13 protein-coding genes and 1 other annotated feature are annotated in these 16288 nt (G+C 60.4%); of the genes, 9 read left to right on the forward strand and 4 right to left on the reverse strand.

Annotated features, from left to right (window positions below):
* Positions 1-10: 10 nt before the first annotated feature.
* Together sdeY and sdeX are read right to left on the reverse strand one after the other, a co-directional pair.
* Positions 11-3157 (reverse strand): multidrug efflux RND transporter permease subunit SdeY, encoded by a 3147-nt coding sequence (gene sdeY, locus J0F90_RS05210; protein ID WP_016928842.1) that lies wholly within the window; start codon positions 3155-3157, stop codon positions 11-13.
* A 17-nt stretch (positions 3158-3174) separates the two neighbouring features.
* Positions 3175-4362 carry a multidrug efflux RND transporter periplasmic adaptor subunit SdeX gene (gene sdeX / locus J0F90_RS05215; protein ID WP_004940290.1) on the reverse strand — a complete coding sequence of 396 codons (1188 nt, stop codon included), beginning with the start codon at positions 4360-4362 and terminating at the stop codon, positions 3175-3177.
* A gap of 142 nt (positions 4363-4504) precedes the next feature.
* On the opposite strand from sdeX, the gene acrR reads away from it, so the two are divergent.
* The 3 genes from acrR (at position 4505) to mscK (ending at position 9046) form a co-directional block, all read left to right on the forward strand.
* A complete protein-coding gene (gene acrR / locus J0F90_RS05220; RefSeq protein ID WP_042705619.1) occupies positions 4505-5188 on the forward strand; it encodes a multidrug efflux transporter transcriptional repressor AcrR in 684 nt (227 codons plus the stop codon).
* An 11-nt stretch (positions 5189-5199) separates the two neighbouring features.
* Positions 5200-5553, forward strand: coding sequence for a DsrE/DsrF/TusD sulfur relay family protein (locus tag J0F90_RS05225; RefSeq protein ID WP_016928839.1), 354 nt, complete (start codon positions 5200-5202; stop codon positions 5551-5553).
* A gap of 100 nt (positions 5554-5653) precedes the next feature.
* Positions 5654-9046, forward strand: coding sequence for a mechanosensitive channel MscK (gene mscK / locus J0F90_RS05230; protein WP_033641137.1), 3393 nt, complete (start codon positions 5654-5656; stop codon positions 9044-9046).
* A gap of 31 nt (positions 9047-9077) precedes the next feature.
* Here mscK and rsmS read toward each other — a convergent pair whose 3' ends face one another.
* Both rsmS and priC read right to left on the reverse strand, forming a co-directional pair.
* The gene (gene rsmS / locus J0F90_RS05235) at positions 9078-9257 is read right to left on the reverse strand and encodes a pleiotropic regulatory protein RsmS (RefSeq protein ID WP_016928837.1); all 180 of its coding nucleotides are present in this window, start codon (positions 9255-9257) and stop codon (positions 9078-9080) included.
* Between the two features lie 106 nt (positions 9258-9363).
* Complete coding sequence (gene priC / locus J0F90_RS05240) at positions 9364-9900, reverse strand: primosomal replication protein PriC (RefSeq protein ID WP_033641136.1); 537 nt, start codon at positions 9898-9900, stop codon at positions 9364-9366.
* A 134-nt stretch (positions 9901-10034) separates the two neighbouring features.
* On the opposite strand from priC, the gene J0F90_RS05245 reads away from it, so the two are divergent.
* The 6 genes from J0F90_RS05245 (at position 10035) to htpG (ending at position 16155) form a co-directional block, all read left to right on the forward strand.
* The gene (locus J0F90_RS05245) at positions 10035-10415 is read left to right on the forward strand and encodes a DUF454 family protein (RefSeq protein ID WP_033641135.1); all 381 of its coding nucleotides are present in this window, start codon (positions 10035-10037) and stop codon (positions 10413-10415) included.
* A 152-nt stretch (positions 10416-10567) separates the two neighbouring features.
* Positions 10568-11119: an adenine phosphoribosyltransferase gene (gene apt / locus J0F90_RS05250; protein ID WP_015376864.1), complete on the forward strand. Its 552-nt coding sequence runs from the start codon at positions 10568-10570 to the stop codon at positions 11117-11119.
* A gap of 92 nt (positions 11120-11211) precedes the next feature.
* Positions 11212-13170, forward strand: a complete 1959-nt coding sequence (gene dnaX / locus J0F90_RS05255) for a DNA polymerase III subunit gamma/tau (protein ID WP_033641134.1) — start codon at positions 11212-11214, stop codon at positions 13168-13170.
* Positions 12503-12567, forward strand: a sequence feature (DnaX frameshifting element). (Overlaps the previous gene by 65 nt.)
* A 41-nt stretch (positions 13171-13211) precedes the next feature.
* Positions 13212-13541 carry a YbaB/EbfC family nucleoid-associated protein gene (locus J0F90_RS05260; RefSeq protein WP_004940264.1) on the forward strand — a complete coding sequence of 110 codons (330 nt, stop codon included), beginning with the start codon at positions 13212-13214 and terminating at the stop codon, positions 13539-13541.
* Complete coding sequence (recR, locus tag J0F90_RS05265; protein ID WP_004940263.1) at positions 13541-14146, forward strand: recombination mediator RecR; 606 nt, start codon at positions 13541-13543, stop codon at positions 14144-14146. The genes J0F90_RS05260 and recR overlap by 1 nt, the downstream gene beginning before the upstream one ends.
* Before the next feature lie 143 nt (positions 14147-14289).
* Positions 14290-16155: a molecular chaperone HtpG gene (gene htpG / locus J0F90_RS05270; protein ID WP_016928833.1), complete on the forward strand. Its 1866-nt coding sequence runs from the start codon at positions 14290-14292 to the stop codon at positions 16153-16155.
* The last annotated feature ends 133 nt before the right edge of the window (positions 16156-16288 follow it).

Raw genomic sequence — 16288 nt, forward strand, 5'->3', positions numbered from 1 at the left:
CACTGAGCGATCAGTGGTGCTCTACCGGATGGCTGTGTTCCAGGTCTTCGTTCTTCTTGCTGAAGCGGCGGCGAACCACCACGAAGAACACCGGTACGAAGAAGATCGCCAAGACGGTAGCGGTGATCATCCCGCCCATTACGCCGGTACCAACCGCGTTCTGTGCGCCGGAGCCCGCACCGCTGCTGATAACCAGCGGCAGAACCCCGAGGATGAAGGCCAGGGACGTCATCAGGATTGGACGCAGACGCATACGCACCGCTTCCAATGTCGCTTCGATCAGGCCTTTGCCTTCTTTTTCCATCAGGTCTTTGGCGAATTCCACGATCAGGATGGCGTTCTTCGCCGATAGACCGATGGTGGTCAGCAGCCCCACCTGGAAGTACACGTCGTTGTTCATGCCGCGCATCGTCGCGGCCAACAACGCACCGATAACCCCCAGCGGCAATACCAGCATGACCGAGAACGGCACGGACCAGCTTTCATACAGCGCCGCCAGACACAGGAACACCACCAGAATCGAGATGGCGTACAGCGCCGGCGCCTGGTTGCCCGACAGACGTTCCTGATAGGACATGCCGGTCCAGTCGTAACCGATGCCGCTTGGCAGTTTGGACGCCAGTTGCTCCATCAGGTTCATCGCTTCACCGGTACTCTTGCCCGGTGCGGCCTGGCCCAGAATTTCCATCGACGGCAAGCCGTTATAGCGTTCCAGACGCGGTGAGCCGTATTCCCATTTCGCCGAAGAGAAGGCGGAGAATGGCACCATCTGGCCGCTGGTACCGCGCACGTACCACTTGTTGATGTCTTCCGGCAGCATGCGGAACGGGGCTTCGGCCTGTACGTACACCTTCTTCACACGACCGCGGTCGATGAAGTCGTTGACGTACGAGCCACCCAGCGCGGTGCTTAGCGTGCTGTTAATGGTGGTGATACTGACGCCCAACGCCTTGGCTTTCTCCTGATCGACGATCAGTTTGAACTGCGGCGTATCTTCCAGGCCGTTCGGGCGCACGCCCACCAGCACATCCGGATGCTGAGCAACCATGCCCAACAGCTGGTTACGCGCTTCGGTCAGTTTTTCGTGCCCCAGGCCGCCCTGGTCAATCAGCTCGAAGTCGAAGCCGGTTGCGGTACCGAGTTCGATAATCGCCGGCAGGTTGAATGGGAACACCAGGCCTTCTTTAATCTGCGAGAAGGCGCCCATGGCGCGACCGGCGATCGCTTCGACCTTGTTCCCAGCCCCTGGGCGCTCGCCCCAGTCTTTCAAGCTGACGAATGCCAGGCCGTTGTTCTGGCCGTTACCGTTGAAGCCGAAGCCCGCGACGGTAAACACCGAAACCACGTTGTCCTTTTCCTTGTTCAGGAAGTAGTCGGAGACTTCTTCCAGCACTTTGTTGGTGCGGGACTCGGTGGCACCGGCAGGCAACTGCACCATGGTCAACAGGATGCCCTGATCTTCGTCCGGCAGGAACGAGGAAGGCAGGCGCAGGAACAGCAGGCCCATGCCAACCACGATCAGCAGGTAGATGATCAGATAGCGGCCGGTGCTGCGCAGGATGTTGCCCACGCTGTCGGTGTAGTGATGCGTGCTCTTCTCGAACATGCGGTTAAACCAGCCGAAGAAGCCTGTTTTAACCCCGTGATCGCCTTTCGGGATCGGTTTGAGCATGGTGGCGCACAGCGCCGGCGTCAGGATCAAGGCCACCAGCACCGACAGCGCCATCGCGGACACGATGGTGATCGAGAACTGGCGATAGATGGCGCCGGTTGAGCCGCCAAAGAACGCCATCGGCACGAATACCGCCGACAGCACCATGGCGATGCCCACCAGCGCGCCCTGGATCTGGCCCATCGATTTACGGGTGGCTTCTTTCGGCGGCAGCCCCTCTTCGGACATGACGCGCTCGACGTTTTCTACCACCACGATGGCGTCATCCACCAGCAAGCCGATCGCCAACACCATGCCGAACATCGTCAGGGTGTTTATCGAGAAGCCGAACGCCGCGAGTATCGCAAAGGTCCCCAGCAGTACTACCGGCACCGCGATGGTTGGGATCAGCGTCGCGCGGAAGTTCTGCAGGAACAGATACATCACCAGGAACACCAGGATGATGGCTTCGATCAGCGTTTTCACCACTTCGTTGATGGAGATTTTAACGAACGGGGTGGTGTCGTACGGATAAACCACTTTCATCCCTTGCGGGAAGAATGGCGCCATCTTGGCCAGCTCGTCTTTCACACCTTTGGCGGTGTTCAAGGCGTTGGCGCCGGTTGCCAGTTTGATACCCAGGCCGGCGGCAGGCTTGCCGTTATAACGCGCGGTAACGGCATAGCTTTCCGCGCCGCGCTCGATGTGAGCGACGTCGCGCAGGCGCACCTGGGAACCGTCGGTATTCACCTTCAGCAGGATCTTGCCGAACTCTTCCGGCGAAGTCAGACGGGTCTGCGCGATGATCGAGGCGTTCAACTGCTGCCCCGGCACCGGCGGCAGGCCGCCCAGCTGGCCTGCGGCGATCTGGTTATTCTGCTCGGTGATGGCGGAGGTCACGTCCGTGGTCGTCAGCTGGTAGTTGTTCAGCTTGTTCGGATCCAGCCAGATACGCATCGCGTACTGGGCACCGAACAGCTGCACCTCGCCCACGCCGGACGAACGGCTGATCGGATCCTTGATGTTGGACGCCACGTAGTCCGCAATATCGTCCTGCGTCATGTTCGGATCGTCGGAAACGAAGCCGGCCACCATCAGGAAGCTGCTGCTGGATTTTTCTACTTTCAGGCCCTGTTGCTGAACTTCTTGCGGCAGCAATGGGGTGGCCAACGACAGTTTGTTCTGAACCTGAACCTGCGCGATGTCAGGATCGGTGCCGGAATCAAACGTCAGGGTAATGGTGACGCTACCAGAGGAATCACTGGTGGAGGACATGTACATCAGGTTATCGATACCGTTCATGTTCTGTTCGATAATCTGCGTGACGGTATCCTGCACCGTTTTGGCATCTGCGCCCGGGTAGGTGGCGGAAATACTCACCGCCGGCGGTGCAATAGTGGGATACTGCGCGATCGGCAGTTTCATTATTGCAAGCACCCCCGCCAACATGACGATGATGGCGATTACCCAGGCGAAAATTGGGCGGTCTATAAAGAACTTAGCCATGTATTACAGGCTCCTTTTTATGACTTCTGCGCTTCAGACTGCGGCTGTTTTTGCGCCTGAGTGTCAACTTCCTGCACCTTTACCTGCGCGCCTGGATGCACTTTCATCAGGCCGGAGACGATCACGCGATCGCCGGCTTTCAGGCCATCGGTAACCAGCCATTTGTCGCCAATCGCCTGATCCGCCTTCAGCGTGCGCAGCTCAACTTTATCGTCTGCACCGACCACTAACGCCGTCGCTTCACCACGCGGGTTGCGGGTGACGCCTTGCTGCGGCACCAGCAGCGCATCGCTGCGCACGCCTTCGTCCAGACGGGCGCGCACGAACATGCCAGGCAACAGCGTATCGTTCGGGTTAGGGAACAGGGCGCGAATGGTAATGGAGCCGGTGGTCTCATCGACGGTGACGTCAGAGAATTCCAGCGTGCCTTCCTGCGCATATTCGGTGCCGTTTTCCAGCATCAGTTTCACCTTGGCCTTGCCGTTTTCCTGCTTCAGCGCGCCGCTGGCCAGTTCTTGCTTCAGGCGCAGGAAGTCGGTGCTCGACTGGGTGACGTCGACATACATCGGATCCAACTGCTGCACGGTGGATAGGGCGGTCGCCTGGCCGTTGCTGACCAGCGCGCCTTCGGTCACGGCGGATTTGCCGATGCGGCCGGAGATCGGGGAGGTCACTTTGGTGTACGCCAGATTAATGCGCGCGGTTTCGACGGCGGCCTTGGCGGCCACGACGGCGGCATCCGCTTGCTGCAGCGTGGAGACGGCGTTGTCGTAGTCCTGCTTACTGATATAGCTGGTACCCAGCAATGGCTTGTAGCGGTTTACCGTCACGCGTGCGATGGAAGCGCTGGCCTGTGCTTTGGCCAAATCGCCTTTCGCGCTGTCGTAGCTGGCTTGATAGGTTGCGGGATCGATTTGGTACAGAGACGTCCCGGCCTTGATATCGCTGCCTTCGACGAAGTTGCGCTTCAGGATGATGCCGCTGACCTGAGGGCGAACTTCGGCGATACGATACGCAGCGGTGCGGCCAGGAAGATCGGTAGTGATGTTGAGAGGCTCGGCCTTCAAGGTGACTACGCCCACTTCAGGTGCCTGTTGTTGGGCACCTTGCTGTTGGGTTTCTTTATCGTTACATCCTGTTAGCACTAAGCTGCCTGAAAGCATCAGAACGGCCGCCAGAGGCGTTAACCCTCTGTTTTTGTTCATAGAAAAACCTCAAGTGTCCGATTTCAAAATGATCAATGGATCACAAGCTTTAAAACCCATTGCTGCGTTAATTATATGTGCGTGCTATGGTACATACATTCGCGAATGTATGTAAATCACACTCCCCCTAAATAACAATGCCATGGCACGAAAAACCAAACAGCAGGCGCAAGAAACCCGACAGCAAATCCTCGATGCTGCGGTGAGAGAGTTCTCTGAACGTGGCGTTGCTGCAACGTCACTGACAGATATTGCCACCGCTGCTGGGGTTACGCGTGGAGCCATTTACTGGCACTTCAAGAATAAGGTAGACCTGTTTAATGAAGTTTGGGAATCTACCGAGCCGAAAATTGACCAGCTCGAAACAGAGTATCAGGCAAAGTTTCCCGATAATCCACTGCGGGTTATCCGAGAAATTCTGATTTACATTCTGACGTCTACGGTTGAAGACGGCCGCAGGCGGGCGTTGATGGAAATTATATTCCACAAATGCGAGTTTGTCGGTGAAATGATGCCGTTGCTGGATTCGCGCAAGGTGCTGTACCTCGCCGGTTACGAACGCATCGAGGCGGTGCTGTGCAACTGCATTCACCACGGGCAATTGCCGGCCGATCTGCACACTCGTCGCGCGGCGATCATCCTGCGCGGTTATATCACCGGCCTGCTGGAAAACTGGCTGTTTATGCCGGAAAGTTTCGATTTGCGGGCTGAAGCCGAAGCGCTGGTGGATGCGTTTTTGGAGATGCTGCAGTTTTGCCCCACCTTGCGCCTCAAATCCGATATGCCGACGGCTGCACCGTCCAACGCCGGCTCCCTGCCTTTATAAGGAGAGATTTCATGTCATCAGTCGTTCTCATCGCCAATGGCGCCGCCTATGGCCACGAATCCTTGTTCAATGCGCTGCGGTTGGCCATCGCCATGAAAGAGCAGCAGAGCGATCTCGATCTGCGGCTGTTTCTGATGTCCGATGCGGTGGTGGCCGGGTTGGCCGGGCAGCAGCCGCACGAGGGGTACCACCTGCAGCAGATGCTGGAAATCCTCACCGCGCAGCAGGTGCCGGTCAAGCTGTGCAAGACCTGCGCCGACGCGCGCGGCGTCAGCCGCTTGCCGCTGGCGGACGGCGTGGCGATCGGCACCTTGGTCGAGCTGGCGCAGTGGACGCTGGCGGCGGAGAAAGTGCTGACTTTCTGATTTCGCGACAATGGGACATCACCGGCAACGCTTTTGTTGTTCGTTGCCTGCCGGCGATCGTGATAATCTTCAGGCTTCTTAACCGATCCGAAGCTAAATCATGCATCGCTGGTTGACTCTGCCTTCTCTGGCGCCGCTCATGTTTGTCGGCGCATGCCGGCGGCGCATCGCCGCCGCGACTCTCCTTTTCCTTATTTACGCGTTCAGCTCGCCGGCGCAGGCGGCGCTGAGCGGCGATCTGCCGCAGCGCAGCGAAGTGCAAAGCCAGCTGGAAATGCTGAACAAGCAAAAAGCCCTGACGCCGGTCGAAAAGCTCTCCCAGCAGGATTTGACCCGCACGCTGGAGCTGCTGGATGCCCTCGAGCGCAACCGGCAAGACGCCGCGCAGCTTAAACAGCAGGTGCAGCAGGCGCCGGCGAAACTCAGTCAGGTCACCGCCGAATTGGATGCGCTGAAGCAGCCGGTAGACAATGCGGCGGCGCGCGCTGCGCTGTTGCCGCTGTCGCTGCGTCAGTTGGAAAGCCGGCTGTATCAAACGCTCGACGAGCTGCAAAGCGCGCAGGAGAGCCTCTCTACCTACAACAGCCAACTGGTGTCGCTGCAAACCCAGCCCGAGCGGGTACAAAGCACCATGTACGCCGCCTCGCAGCGCCTGCAGGAGATCCGCAGCCAGCTCAGCGGCCAGACGCCGGGGCAAGATTCGCTGCGTAACAGTCAGCAGGTGATGCTGAGCACCGAGCAGGCGCTGCTCAATGCGCAGCTGGAGCTGCAGCGTAAAAGCCTGGAAGCCAATACCACGCTGCAGGATCTGCTGCAAAAGCAGCGCGATTACACCACCGCGCATATCGATGCGCTCGATCGGTCGGTGCAACTGCTGCAGGAGATCGTCAACAGCAAGCGGTTGACGCTGTCCGAAAAGACCGCCAAAGAGGCGCAGAACCCGGAAGACGCCACCGATATTCAGCACGATCAGCTGGTCAGCAAGCAGCTGGACGTTAACCGCCAACTGAGCCAGCGGCTGATCGCCGCCACCGAAGAGAGCAACACCCTGTTCCAGCAGAACATTCGGGTCAAGAACTGGCTCGACCGCGGGCTGCAGGCGGAGCGTAACCTGAAAGAGCAGATCCAGGTGCTGAAAGGCAGCCTGGTGCTGTCGCGCATTCTGTATCAGCAGCAGCAAAGCCTGCCGCAGGGCACGCTGCTGGCGGATATGGATACGCGCATCGCCGATCTGCGGCTGGAGCAGTTCGATATCAATCAGCAACGCGACGATCTGTTCAAGGGCGAAGATTACATCAACCAGCTGGTGACCGAGAGCAAGGAAAAGGCCGGCCCGGAAGTGATCGACGCGTTGAACGAGATCGTCGACATGCGCCGCGAACTGCTGGATCAGTTGAACAAGCAGCTCAGCAACCAGCTGTCGCTGTCGATCAACCTGCAGATTAACCAACAGCAGCTCACCAGCGTCTACGGCTCGCTGCAGGATACGCTGACCCAGCAGATTTTCTGGGTCAACAGCAACAAGCCGGTCGATCTGGCGTGGCTGAAGGCGATGCCGGAGGCGGTGCGCGATCAGATTGCCGGGCTCGATTTCAAATTCGACGGCGGCAAGCTATTGCAGGGCGGGGTGAATGCGCTGGTGTTCCTGATCCCGCTGCTGTTGGCGATCGGGGTATTGCGTTGGCGCTACCGGCTGATCGACGGCCATTTACAAAAGCTGGCCAACGATGTGGGGCAACTGAAGCGCGACGGCCAACTGCATACGCCGAAGGCCATCGCGCTGACCTTGCTGAAGGTGTTGCCTGGCGCCGCGTTGCTCCTTGGCGTCGGTTTCTGGATGTATCGCGCAGATTTTGGCATCAGCGACTTTATCTGGGCATTGTCGCAGCAGCTGGCGCTGTCATGGCTGGTATTCGCTTTCAGTTACCGCATGCTGAAACCGGGCGGCATCGCCGAGCGGCATTTCAACTTCGGCCCCAACCTGTGCGCGCATTACCGCCGCCAGACGCTGCGGCTGGGGCTGGCGCTGCAGCCGCTGATCTTCTGGTCGGTATTGGGCGAAAAAGCGCCGCTGCGCCTGGTGGAAGACGTTATCGGCCAGATCGTGGTGATGTTGACGCTGGCGCTGCTCACGGTGCTGGTGTTCCCGCTGTGTCGCGACAGCTGGCGTGAAAAGGGCTCGCACGCCGTGCGGCTGGTGATGGTCACTGCGCTGGCCGCCACGCCGCTGATCCTGCTGGGGCTGATGTTCGCCGGCTACTTTTATACCACGCTGCGGCTGGCCAGCCGCTGGATAGACAGCCTGTATCTGTTTTTCCTGTGGAATATTGTGTACCTGACTGCCCTGCGCGGCCTGAGCGTGGCGGCGCGGCGTCTGGCCTACCGGCGCGCGTTGGCGCGGCGGCAAAACGTGGCGAAAGAGGGGGCCGAAGGCGGTGAACCGGTGGTGGAAGAGCCGCCGCTGGCGCTCGATCAGATCAACCAACAGTCGCTGCGCCTGACCACCCTGGTGCTGTTCGCCATCTTCGCCAGCGCCTTCTACGCCATTTGGTCGGATCTGGTGACGGTCATCGCTTACCTGGACAGCATCACGCTGTGGCATTACACCAGCACCGTGGCGGGCAGCAGCGTGGCGCAGGCGGTGACGCTGGGCAACATGATGGTGGCGATCGCCGCGGTGATCGTCGCCTACGTGCTCACCCGCAACCTGCCCGGTTTGTTGGAGGTGGTGGTGCTGTCGCGGCTGCAGCTGCGGCAGGGGGCGTCCTATGCCATCACCACCGTGCTCACTTACCTGATTACCGCCGTGGGCGCCGTGGTTGCGCTGGGATCGCTCGGCGTATCCTGGGACAAACTGCAATGGCTGGCCGCCGGTCTGACGGTCGGGCTGGGCTTCGGCCTGCAGGAGATCTTCGCCAATTTCGTCTCCGGTCTGATCATTCTGTTTGAACGCCCGATCCGCATCGGCGATACCATCACCATCGGCACCTTCTCCGGTTCGGTCAGCAAGATCCGCATTCGCGCCACCACCATTACCGACTTCGACCGCAAAGAGGTGATCATTCCGAACAAGGCGTTCGTCACCGAGCGGCTGATCAACTGGTCGTTGTCCGATACCATCACCCGCGTGCTGATCAAGGTCGGCGTGGCCTACGGTTCCGATCTCGACAAGGTGAAAAAGGTGCTGCTGCAGGCGGCGCACGACAACCCGCGGGTGATGACCGATCCCGAACCGCAGGTGTTCTTCCTCAACTTCGGCGCCAGCACGCTGGATCACGAACTGCGGCTCTATGTGCGCGAACTGCGCGATCGCAGCTACACGGTGGATGAACTGAATCGCTCAATCGACCGCTTGTGCCGGGAAAACGACATCGACATCGCTTTCAACCAGCTGGAGGTGTATCTGCATAACCAGCAGGGCAACGAAGTGCAGGAAGTGAAAAGAACGCTGTCGCCGGACGACGGCGGCCAGACGGCGGCGGATAAGCAATGAGAGGCGAAAGGGACAGCGGCGCTGTCCCCGGTTACTGTCCGGCGGGCAGATAGGGCGAGGTGACGCCGGCGCGCTGCAGCTTTTCCTGATAATCCCGTTTGACGATATCCAGCGCCGCCAGCGCGGTAGCCGGATCGATCTCGTTGCATTCCAGCAGGTAAATCAAGTCTACCGCCAGCTGCAGTTCGGGTGAGGCGTTTTCCAGAGACATAGCACCTGCGCTTATTAATTAATGGGATGAAAAACTCGTGTCTCGGCAGAGTATAGTGAACCCGGCGCGCAACCGGGAATAATCATTAAAATATTGTGATAAATCTTCAAAAACCGTTTTCTTTGCGCTCGATATTGCGCTCGATGCGCGCCAGCGCCTGACGGCAGCGCATCAGTCTCCCCTCCAGCGCCGCCAGCTCGTGCTGCAGCTTTTGCTGCGCCGCCAGCGTGGTCTGGCGCCCCAGCAGGCTTTCCCGATCCTGAATCATGGCGATCAGCCGGCGTTCGTAGTCCTGATGTTCGGCCAGCTTGTGGTACAGATCGGCCTCGGGGGCTTCTTTCGGCTGGTTCTTGCGCCGCAGCGCCTGGGTTGCCAGCTCGCGCTGCAGGGCAGAGATTTGAGCCACCAGTTTTTCGGCCAGAAAGGCCACCTGGCTGGTGCGGTTGTCGTTGGCGGCGCTTTGCAATTGGGCGAAATTTTTCTCCACTTCGGCCAGGTAGTCGCGCAGCCGCGTGCCGCGATTGGCGAACAGGGCGGCGTCGAAGCGCGCCTGCGGGATCGGAACGTCGCCGCGCGGGGTCACTTCGGCCGCCAGCGCCGCGATCTGCTGCGCCAACACCTGTAATAGACGCTGAGTGCTCACATAAGCTCCCTCTTGATTTCAACAGGCGTAAGCTTGCCCGCGATCCTGCCGTGAAACAAGCGCCGTACGCATATTCCGCCGGCGCGGCGCCGATGCTACAGTAGGCGGCAACCGATTGAGGAGCGAAGAGCCGCATGACGCGTGGGTTATTGATCATTTTGGGCTGGCTGGCGGTGGTGCTGGCGACGTTGGGCGTGGTGCTGCCATTGATGCCGACCACGCCGTTCCTGCTGTTGGCCGCCTGGTGCTTCGCCCGCTCTTCGCCGCGCTTTCATCACTGGCTGCTGCACCGCTCCTGGTTCGGCCCTTATCTGCGCCACTGGCAGCAGCATCGCGCGCTGCCGCCGGGGGCGAAGTGGAAGGCGGTGCTAGTGATCGTGCTGACCTTCGCCTGTTCGCTGTGGCTGGTGAAAATCTGGTGGGTGCGCGGGCTGTTGCTGCTGATGCTGGCTATTTTGCTGACCTTTATGCTGCGCCTGCCGGTTATTGACCTGTCGCAACAAAAACAGCGCTGATTGTGCGCCGCTGGTTGCATTTGTCCGCCAGTTTGCATAGATTTGGGCGTTTTCGTGCGCGGATCGCCTGCCATTTCTTCTCCGGTGTGTTTCACCCGGGGCGGCGGGTGAGCGGCGCGCCGGTTTTCAGGCAGTTTTATCAGGCAACAATTATGACCGCTACTGCGCAGCAGCTTCAGTTTATTAAAGACAGTATCAAAACCATCCCGGATTATCCGAAGCCGGGCATCCTGTTCCGCGACGTGACCAGCCTGCTGGAAAACCCGTTGGCCTACGCCGCCAGCATCGAGCTGCTGGTTGAGCGCTATCGCGAAGCGGGCGTGACCAAGGTGGTGGGTACCGAAGCGCGCGGTTTCCTGTTCGGCGCGCCCGTCGCGCTGGCGCTGGGCGTCGGTTTCGTGCCGGTGCGCAAACCGGGCAAACTGCCGCGCGCCACGCTCAGCGAAAGCTATGAGCTGGAGTACGGCACCGACAAGCTGGAGATCCACACCGACGCCATCACTGCGGGTGACAAAGTGCTGGTGGTGGACGATCTGCTGGCGACCGGCGGCACCATCGAAGCGACCACCAAACTGATCCGCCGTCTGGGCGGTGAAGTGAACGACGCCGCGTTCATCATCAACCTGCCGGATCTGGGCGGGGAAGCGCGTCTGAACAAGCTGGGCATCGATTGCTACTGCCTGGTGGACTTCGCCGGCCATTGATGCGGCATTGCCCCTTGGGCACAACGGCCTCGCGGATCGCCGCGGGGCTGTGTTAGCATGACCCTCCAGATTCCTCGACTTCTCCGGTATTAATGAGCTATCAGGTTCTCGCCCGTAAGTGGCGCCCTCAAACGTTCGCAGACGTGGTCGGCCAGGAACATGTCCTGACCGCGCTGGCCAACGGCCTCTCACTGGGGCGGATCCATCACGCCTATCTGTTCTCGGGCACGCGCGGCGTGGGGAAAACCACCATCGCCCGCTTGCTGGCCAAAGGCCTGAACTGTGAAACCGGCATCACCGCCACGCCGTGCGGCCAATGCGACAACTGCCGCGAGATCGAGCAGGGGCGCTTCGTCGATCTGATCGAGATCGACGCCGCTTCCCGAACCAAGGTGGAAGATACCCGCGATCTGCTGGACAACGTCCAGTACGCGCCGGCGCGCGGCCGCTTCAAGGTCTACCTGATCGACGAAGTGCACATGCTCTCGCGCCACAGCTTCAACGCGTTGCTGAAGACGTTGGAAGAGCCGCCGCCGCACGTCAAATTCCTGTTGGCCACCACCGATCCGCAAAAGCTGCCGGTGACCATTCTCTCGCGCTGTCTGCAGTTCCACCTCAAAGCGCTGGACGTCGATCAGATCCGTCAGCAGCTGGAAACGGTGCTGACGGCGGAGCAGATCACCAGCGACGCGCGTGCGCTGCAGCTTCTGGCGCGCGCCGCCGACGGCAGCATGCGCGACGCGCTGAGCCTGACCGATCAGGCGATCGCCATGGGGCAGGGGCAGGTGACCGCCGCCACCGTCAGCCAGATGCTCGGCACGCTCGATGACGAGCAACCGCTGGCGATCCTCGAAGCGCTGGTCAGCGCCGACGGCGAAAAGGTGATGGCGCAGGTCGCGCAGGCCGCTTCGCGCGGTGTGGACTGGGAAAATCTGCTGGTGGAGACGTTGGCGCTGCTGCATCGCATTGCGATGGTGCAGCTGTTGCCTTCGATGCTCGACAACCAGTACGCCGCCGTGGAGCAACGGCTGCGCGAGCTGGCGCGAACCCTGCCGCCGGCCGATGTGCAACTTTACTACCAGACGCTGTTGGTGGGCCGCAAAGAGCTGGCCTATGCGCCGGATCGCCGCATGGGGGTTGAGATGACCCTGCTGCGTGCGCTGGCGTTTCACCCGAAAGCGGTGATCCCGGAGCCGGTGGCGTTGGTGCAGACCGCGCCGGCGCCGATGGCGCAGCCGCAGGCCGCCGCTTCACAACAGCCGCCGCAGTTTCAGGACGCGCCGCCGCCGCTAGGGCAGCCGGCCGCGCCACAGCGACAATCATCGGCCCCTTTACCGGATGCCACCGCCCAGCTGTTGAAAGCGCGGTCCCAGCTGCAACGGCAGCAGGGAGCATCCACACCAAAAAAGAATGAGCCGGCGGCGCCAGGAATAGCGCGGCCGGCAAACTCGGCGCTGGGGCGTTTGGCTTCCGTGACCGAGCGCAGCCAGCAGCGCCTGGCGGAGAAGAAGGTGCCGGAAAAACCGGCGAAACCGGAAGCCTATCGCTGGCGCGCGCAGACCGAGCCGGAAGCGGCGCCGGAACCGCTGGCGACGCCGAAAGCGCTGCGCACGGCGTTGGAGCACGAGAAAACGCCGGAGCTGGCCGCCAAGCTGGTGGTGGAGTCGCTGGCGCGCGACGCCTGGGCGGCGGAAATCGATAAGCTGAAGATCCCGAAATTGGTGCAGCAGCTGGCGTTGAACGCCTTCAAGCAGCAGCCGGAGCCGGGCAAAATTAACCTCCATCTGCGGTCTTCGCAGCGCCATCTGAATTCGCCTTCGGCGCAGAAGACGCTGGCCGACGCGCTCGGTGAGCTGTACGGCGGCCCGATTGAGCTGACCGTGGTGGAGGACGATAATCCGGCGGGGCGGACCCCGCTGGAATGGCGACAAGCCATCTATGAAGAAAAGCTGGCGCAGGCGCGCCAGTCCATCGAAGCGGATACCAACATTCAGACGCTGCGCCGATTCTTCGACGCGGATCTGGATGAAGAGAGTATTCGCCCCCTTTAAACGCCGCGCGAGGTGCGCGGCCCTAGCGACGAGAGACGACTATGTTTGGTAAAGGCGGTCTGGGCAACCTGATGAAGCAAGCCCAGCAAATGCAAGAAAAAATGCAGCAGATGCAGGAAGAAGTCGCCAAATTGGAAGTGACCGGCGAATCCGGCGCGGGCCTGGTGAAAGTCACCATCAACGGTGCGCACAACTGCCGCCGCGTGGAGATCGATCCTAGCCTGATGGAAGACGACAAAGAGATGCTGGAAGATCTGATCGCCGCTGCGTTTAACGACGCCGCGCGCCGCATCGAAGAGACTCAGAAAGAGAAAATGGCTTCCGTCTCCAGCGGCATGCAGTTGCCGCCTGGCTTCAAGATGCCGTTCTGATGCAAACCAGCCCGCTCCTTGAATCCCTGATGGAGGCGCTGCGCTGTCTGCCGGGCGTCGGCCCGAAATCGGCGCAGCGCATGGCGTTTCAACTGCTGCAGCGCGATCGCAGCGGCGGGATGCGCCTGGCGCAGGCGTTGACGCGCGCGATGTCGGAGATCGGCCACTGCGCCGACTGCCGCACCTTCACCGAACAGGACGTCTGCACTATTTGCGCCAATCCGCGCCGTCAGCAAAACGGCCAGATTTGCGTGGTGGAAAGCCCGGCGGATATCCACGCCATCGAGCAGACCGGCCAGTTCGCCGGGCGCTACTTTGTGCTGATGGGGCATTTGTCGCCGCTGGACGGCATCGGGCCGGGCGATATCGGTCTGGATCGCCTGGAGCAACGGCTGGAAAAGGAAAGCATCACCGAAGTGATCCTCGCCACCAACCCGACGGTGGAAGGGGAAGCGACCGCCAACTACATCGCCGAGATGTGCGGCCAGTATGGCGTGCTCGCCAGCCGCATCGCCCACGGCGTGCCGGTGGGCGGCGAGCTGGAGATGGTCGACGGCACCACGTTGTCGCATTCGCTGGCCGGGCGCCACGCCATCAAGTTCTGATGTTTTCCCGGATGGGGCCGCCCGGCCCCACCGTTTTTTGCCAAAAAATTCCCGCTGTCCGCTTGAAAAACAACACCCTGACCCTCATCTGATCCTCATTGTTCGATTTTGGTAGCCATTGTCTTTTGAGGTAATCAATGAGTATGAAAGGTCAAGAAACCCGCGGGTTCCAGTCTGAAGTAAAACAGCTGCTTCATTTGATGATCCATTCGCTGTACTCCAACAAAGAAATTTTCCTGCGCGAGCTGATTTCCAACGCCTCTGACGCCGCCGACAAGCTGCGCTTCCGCGCCCTGTCCGCGCCAGAGCTGTACGCCGGCGACGGCGAACTGCGCGTACGTTTGTCCTTCGATAAAGAGCAGCGCACCCTGACCATCGCCGACAACGGCATCGGCATGCGCCGCGAAGAAGTGATTGAAAACCTCGGCACCATCGCCAAGTCAGGCACCAAAGCGTTCCTGGAGTCCATCGGTTCCGATCAGGCGAAAGACAGCCAACTGATCGGCCAGTTCGGCGTCGGTTTCTATTCGGCGTTCATCGTGGCGGACAAAGTGACCGTGCGCACCCGCGCCGCCGGCGCCGCCGATGACGAAGGCGTGTTCTGGGAGTCCGCCGGCGAAGGCGACTACACCATCGCCGACATCACCAAAGAGACCCGCGGCACCGAAATCACCCTGCATCTGCGCGAAGGCGAAGATGAGTACCTCGACGCCTGGCGCCTGCGTTCGGTGATCGGCAAATATTCCGATCACATCGCCTTGCCGGTGGAGATCGAAAGCAAAAACGAAGAAGACGACACCGTCACCTGGGAGAAGATCAACAAGGCGCAGGCCCTGTGGACCCGCAGCAAGGCTGACGTGACCGACGAAGAGTACAAAGAGTTCTACAAACACATCGCCCACGACTTCACCGATCCGCTGAGCTGGAGCCACAACCGGGTGGAGGGCAAGCAGGAATACACCAGCCTGCTGTACATCCCGGCGCAGGCGCCGTGGGACATGTGGAACCGCGATCACAAGCACGGCCTGAAGCTGTATGTGCAGCGCGTGTTCATTATGGACGACGCCGAGCAGTTCATGCCGAACTACCTGCGCTTCGTGCGCGGCCTGATCGACTCCAACGATCTGCCGCTGAACGTGTCGCGCGAGATCCTGCAAGACAGCCGTGTGACGCAAAACCTGCGCGGCGCGCTGACCAAGCGCGTGCTGCAGATGCTGGACAAGCTGGCCAAAGACGACGCCGAAGGCTACCAGAAATTCTGGCAGCAGTTCGGTCTGGTGCTGAAAGAGGGCCCGGCGGAAGACAACGGCAACCAGGAAGCGATCGCCAAATTGCTGCGCTTCGCGACCACCCACGGCGACAGCTCGGCGCAGACCGTATCGCTGGAAGAGTACGTCGGCCGGATGGCGGAAGGCCAGGAGAAGATTTACTACATCACCGCCGACAGCTACGCCGCGGCCAAGAGCAGCCCGCACCTGGAGCTGTTCCGCAAGAAAGGCATCGAAGTGCTGCTGCTGTCCGATCGTATCGACGAGTGGATGATGAGCTACCTGACCGAGTTCGACGGCAAGCCGTTCCAGTCGGTCAGCAAGGCGGATGAAGCGCTGGATAAACTGGCGGATGAAACCGAAGAGCAGAAGGCCGCCGAGAAGCAGCTGGAACCATTCATCGAACGCGTGAAAACCCTGCTGGGCGATCGCGTGAAGGATGTGCGCCTGACGCACCGCCTGACCGATACGCCGGCGATCGTCGTGACCGACGCCGACGAAATGAGCACCCAGATGGCCAAGCTGTTCGCCGCCGCCGGCCAGCAGGCGCCGGAAGTGAAGTACATTTTCGAGCTTAATCCGGAACATGCTCTGGTCAAACGCGCATCCGACGTGGGCGATAACGAACATTTTGCTGAATGGATCGACCTGTTATTGGATCAGGCGCTGTTGGCTGAACGCGGCACGTTGGAGGATCCGAACCTGTTCATCCGCCGCATGAATAAGTTGCTGTCCGCCTAAAGTTGAAGATATGCGCCCTTAACGGCACCGTTAGGGGCGCATTTTCGGTTTTTCCCCACCTTTTCTCGCCTTTTGTTCGTCGGTTTTTTTGCACATTCCGCAATCGATTTCCTTCGCGCGCCTTGAGCCTGCC

It is taken from the genome of Serratia marcescens subsp. marcescens ATCC 13880, assembly GCF_017299535.1.
Classification (GTDB): domain Bacteria; phylum Pseudomonadota; class Gammaproteobacteria; order Enterobacterales; family Enterobacteriaceae; genus Serratia; species Serratia marcescens.

Coding starts and splice junctions, on each gene's coding strand:
- sdeY (WP_016928842.1), bottom strand. CDS start 3,157: ATGGCTAAGTTCTTTATAGACCGCCCAATTTTCGCCTGGGTAATCGCC.
- sdeX (WP_004940290.1), bottom strand. CDS start 4,362: ATGAACAAAAACAGAGGGTTAACGCCTCTGGCGGCCGTTCTGATGCTT.
- acrR (WP_042705619.1), top strand. CDS start 4,505: ATGGCACGAAAAACCAAACAGCAGGCGCAAGAAACCCGACAGCAAATC.
- J0F90_RS05225 (WP_016928839.1), top strand. CDS start 5,200: ATGTCATCAGTCGTTCTCATCGCCAATGGCGCCGCCTATGGCCACGAA.
- mscK (WP_033641137.1), top strand. CDS start 5,654: ATGCATCGCTGGTTGACTCTGCCTTCTCTGGCGCCGCTCATGTTTGTC.
- rsmS (WP_016928837.1), bottom strand. CDS start 9,257: ATGTCTCTGGAAAACGCCTCACCCGAACTGCAGCTGGCGGTAGACTTG.
- J0F90_RS05245 (WP_033641135.1), top strand. CDS start 10,035: ATGACGCGTGGGTTATTGATCATTTTGGGCTGGCTGGCGGTGGTGCTG.
- apt (WP_015376864.1), top strand. CDS start 10,568: ATGACCGCTACTGCGCAGCAGCTTCAGTTTATTAAAGACAGTATCAAA.
- dnaX (WP_033641134.1), top strand. CDS start 11,212: ATGAGCTATCAGGTTCTCGCCCGTAAGTGGCGCCCTCAAACGTTCGCA.
- J0F90_RS05260 (WP_004940264.1), top strand. CDS start 13,212: ATGTTTGGTAAAGGCGGTCTGGGCAACCTGATGAAGCAAGCCCAGCAA.
- recR (WP_004940263.1), top strand. CDS start 13,541: ATGCAAACCAGCCCGCTCCTTGAATCCCTGATGGAGGCGCTGCGCTGT.
- htpG (WP_016928833.1), top strand. CDS start 14,290: ATGAAAGGTCAAGAAACCCGCGGGTTCCAGTCTGAAGTAAAACAGCTG.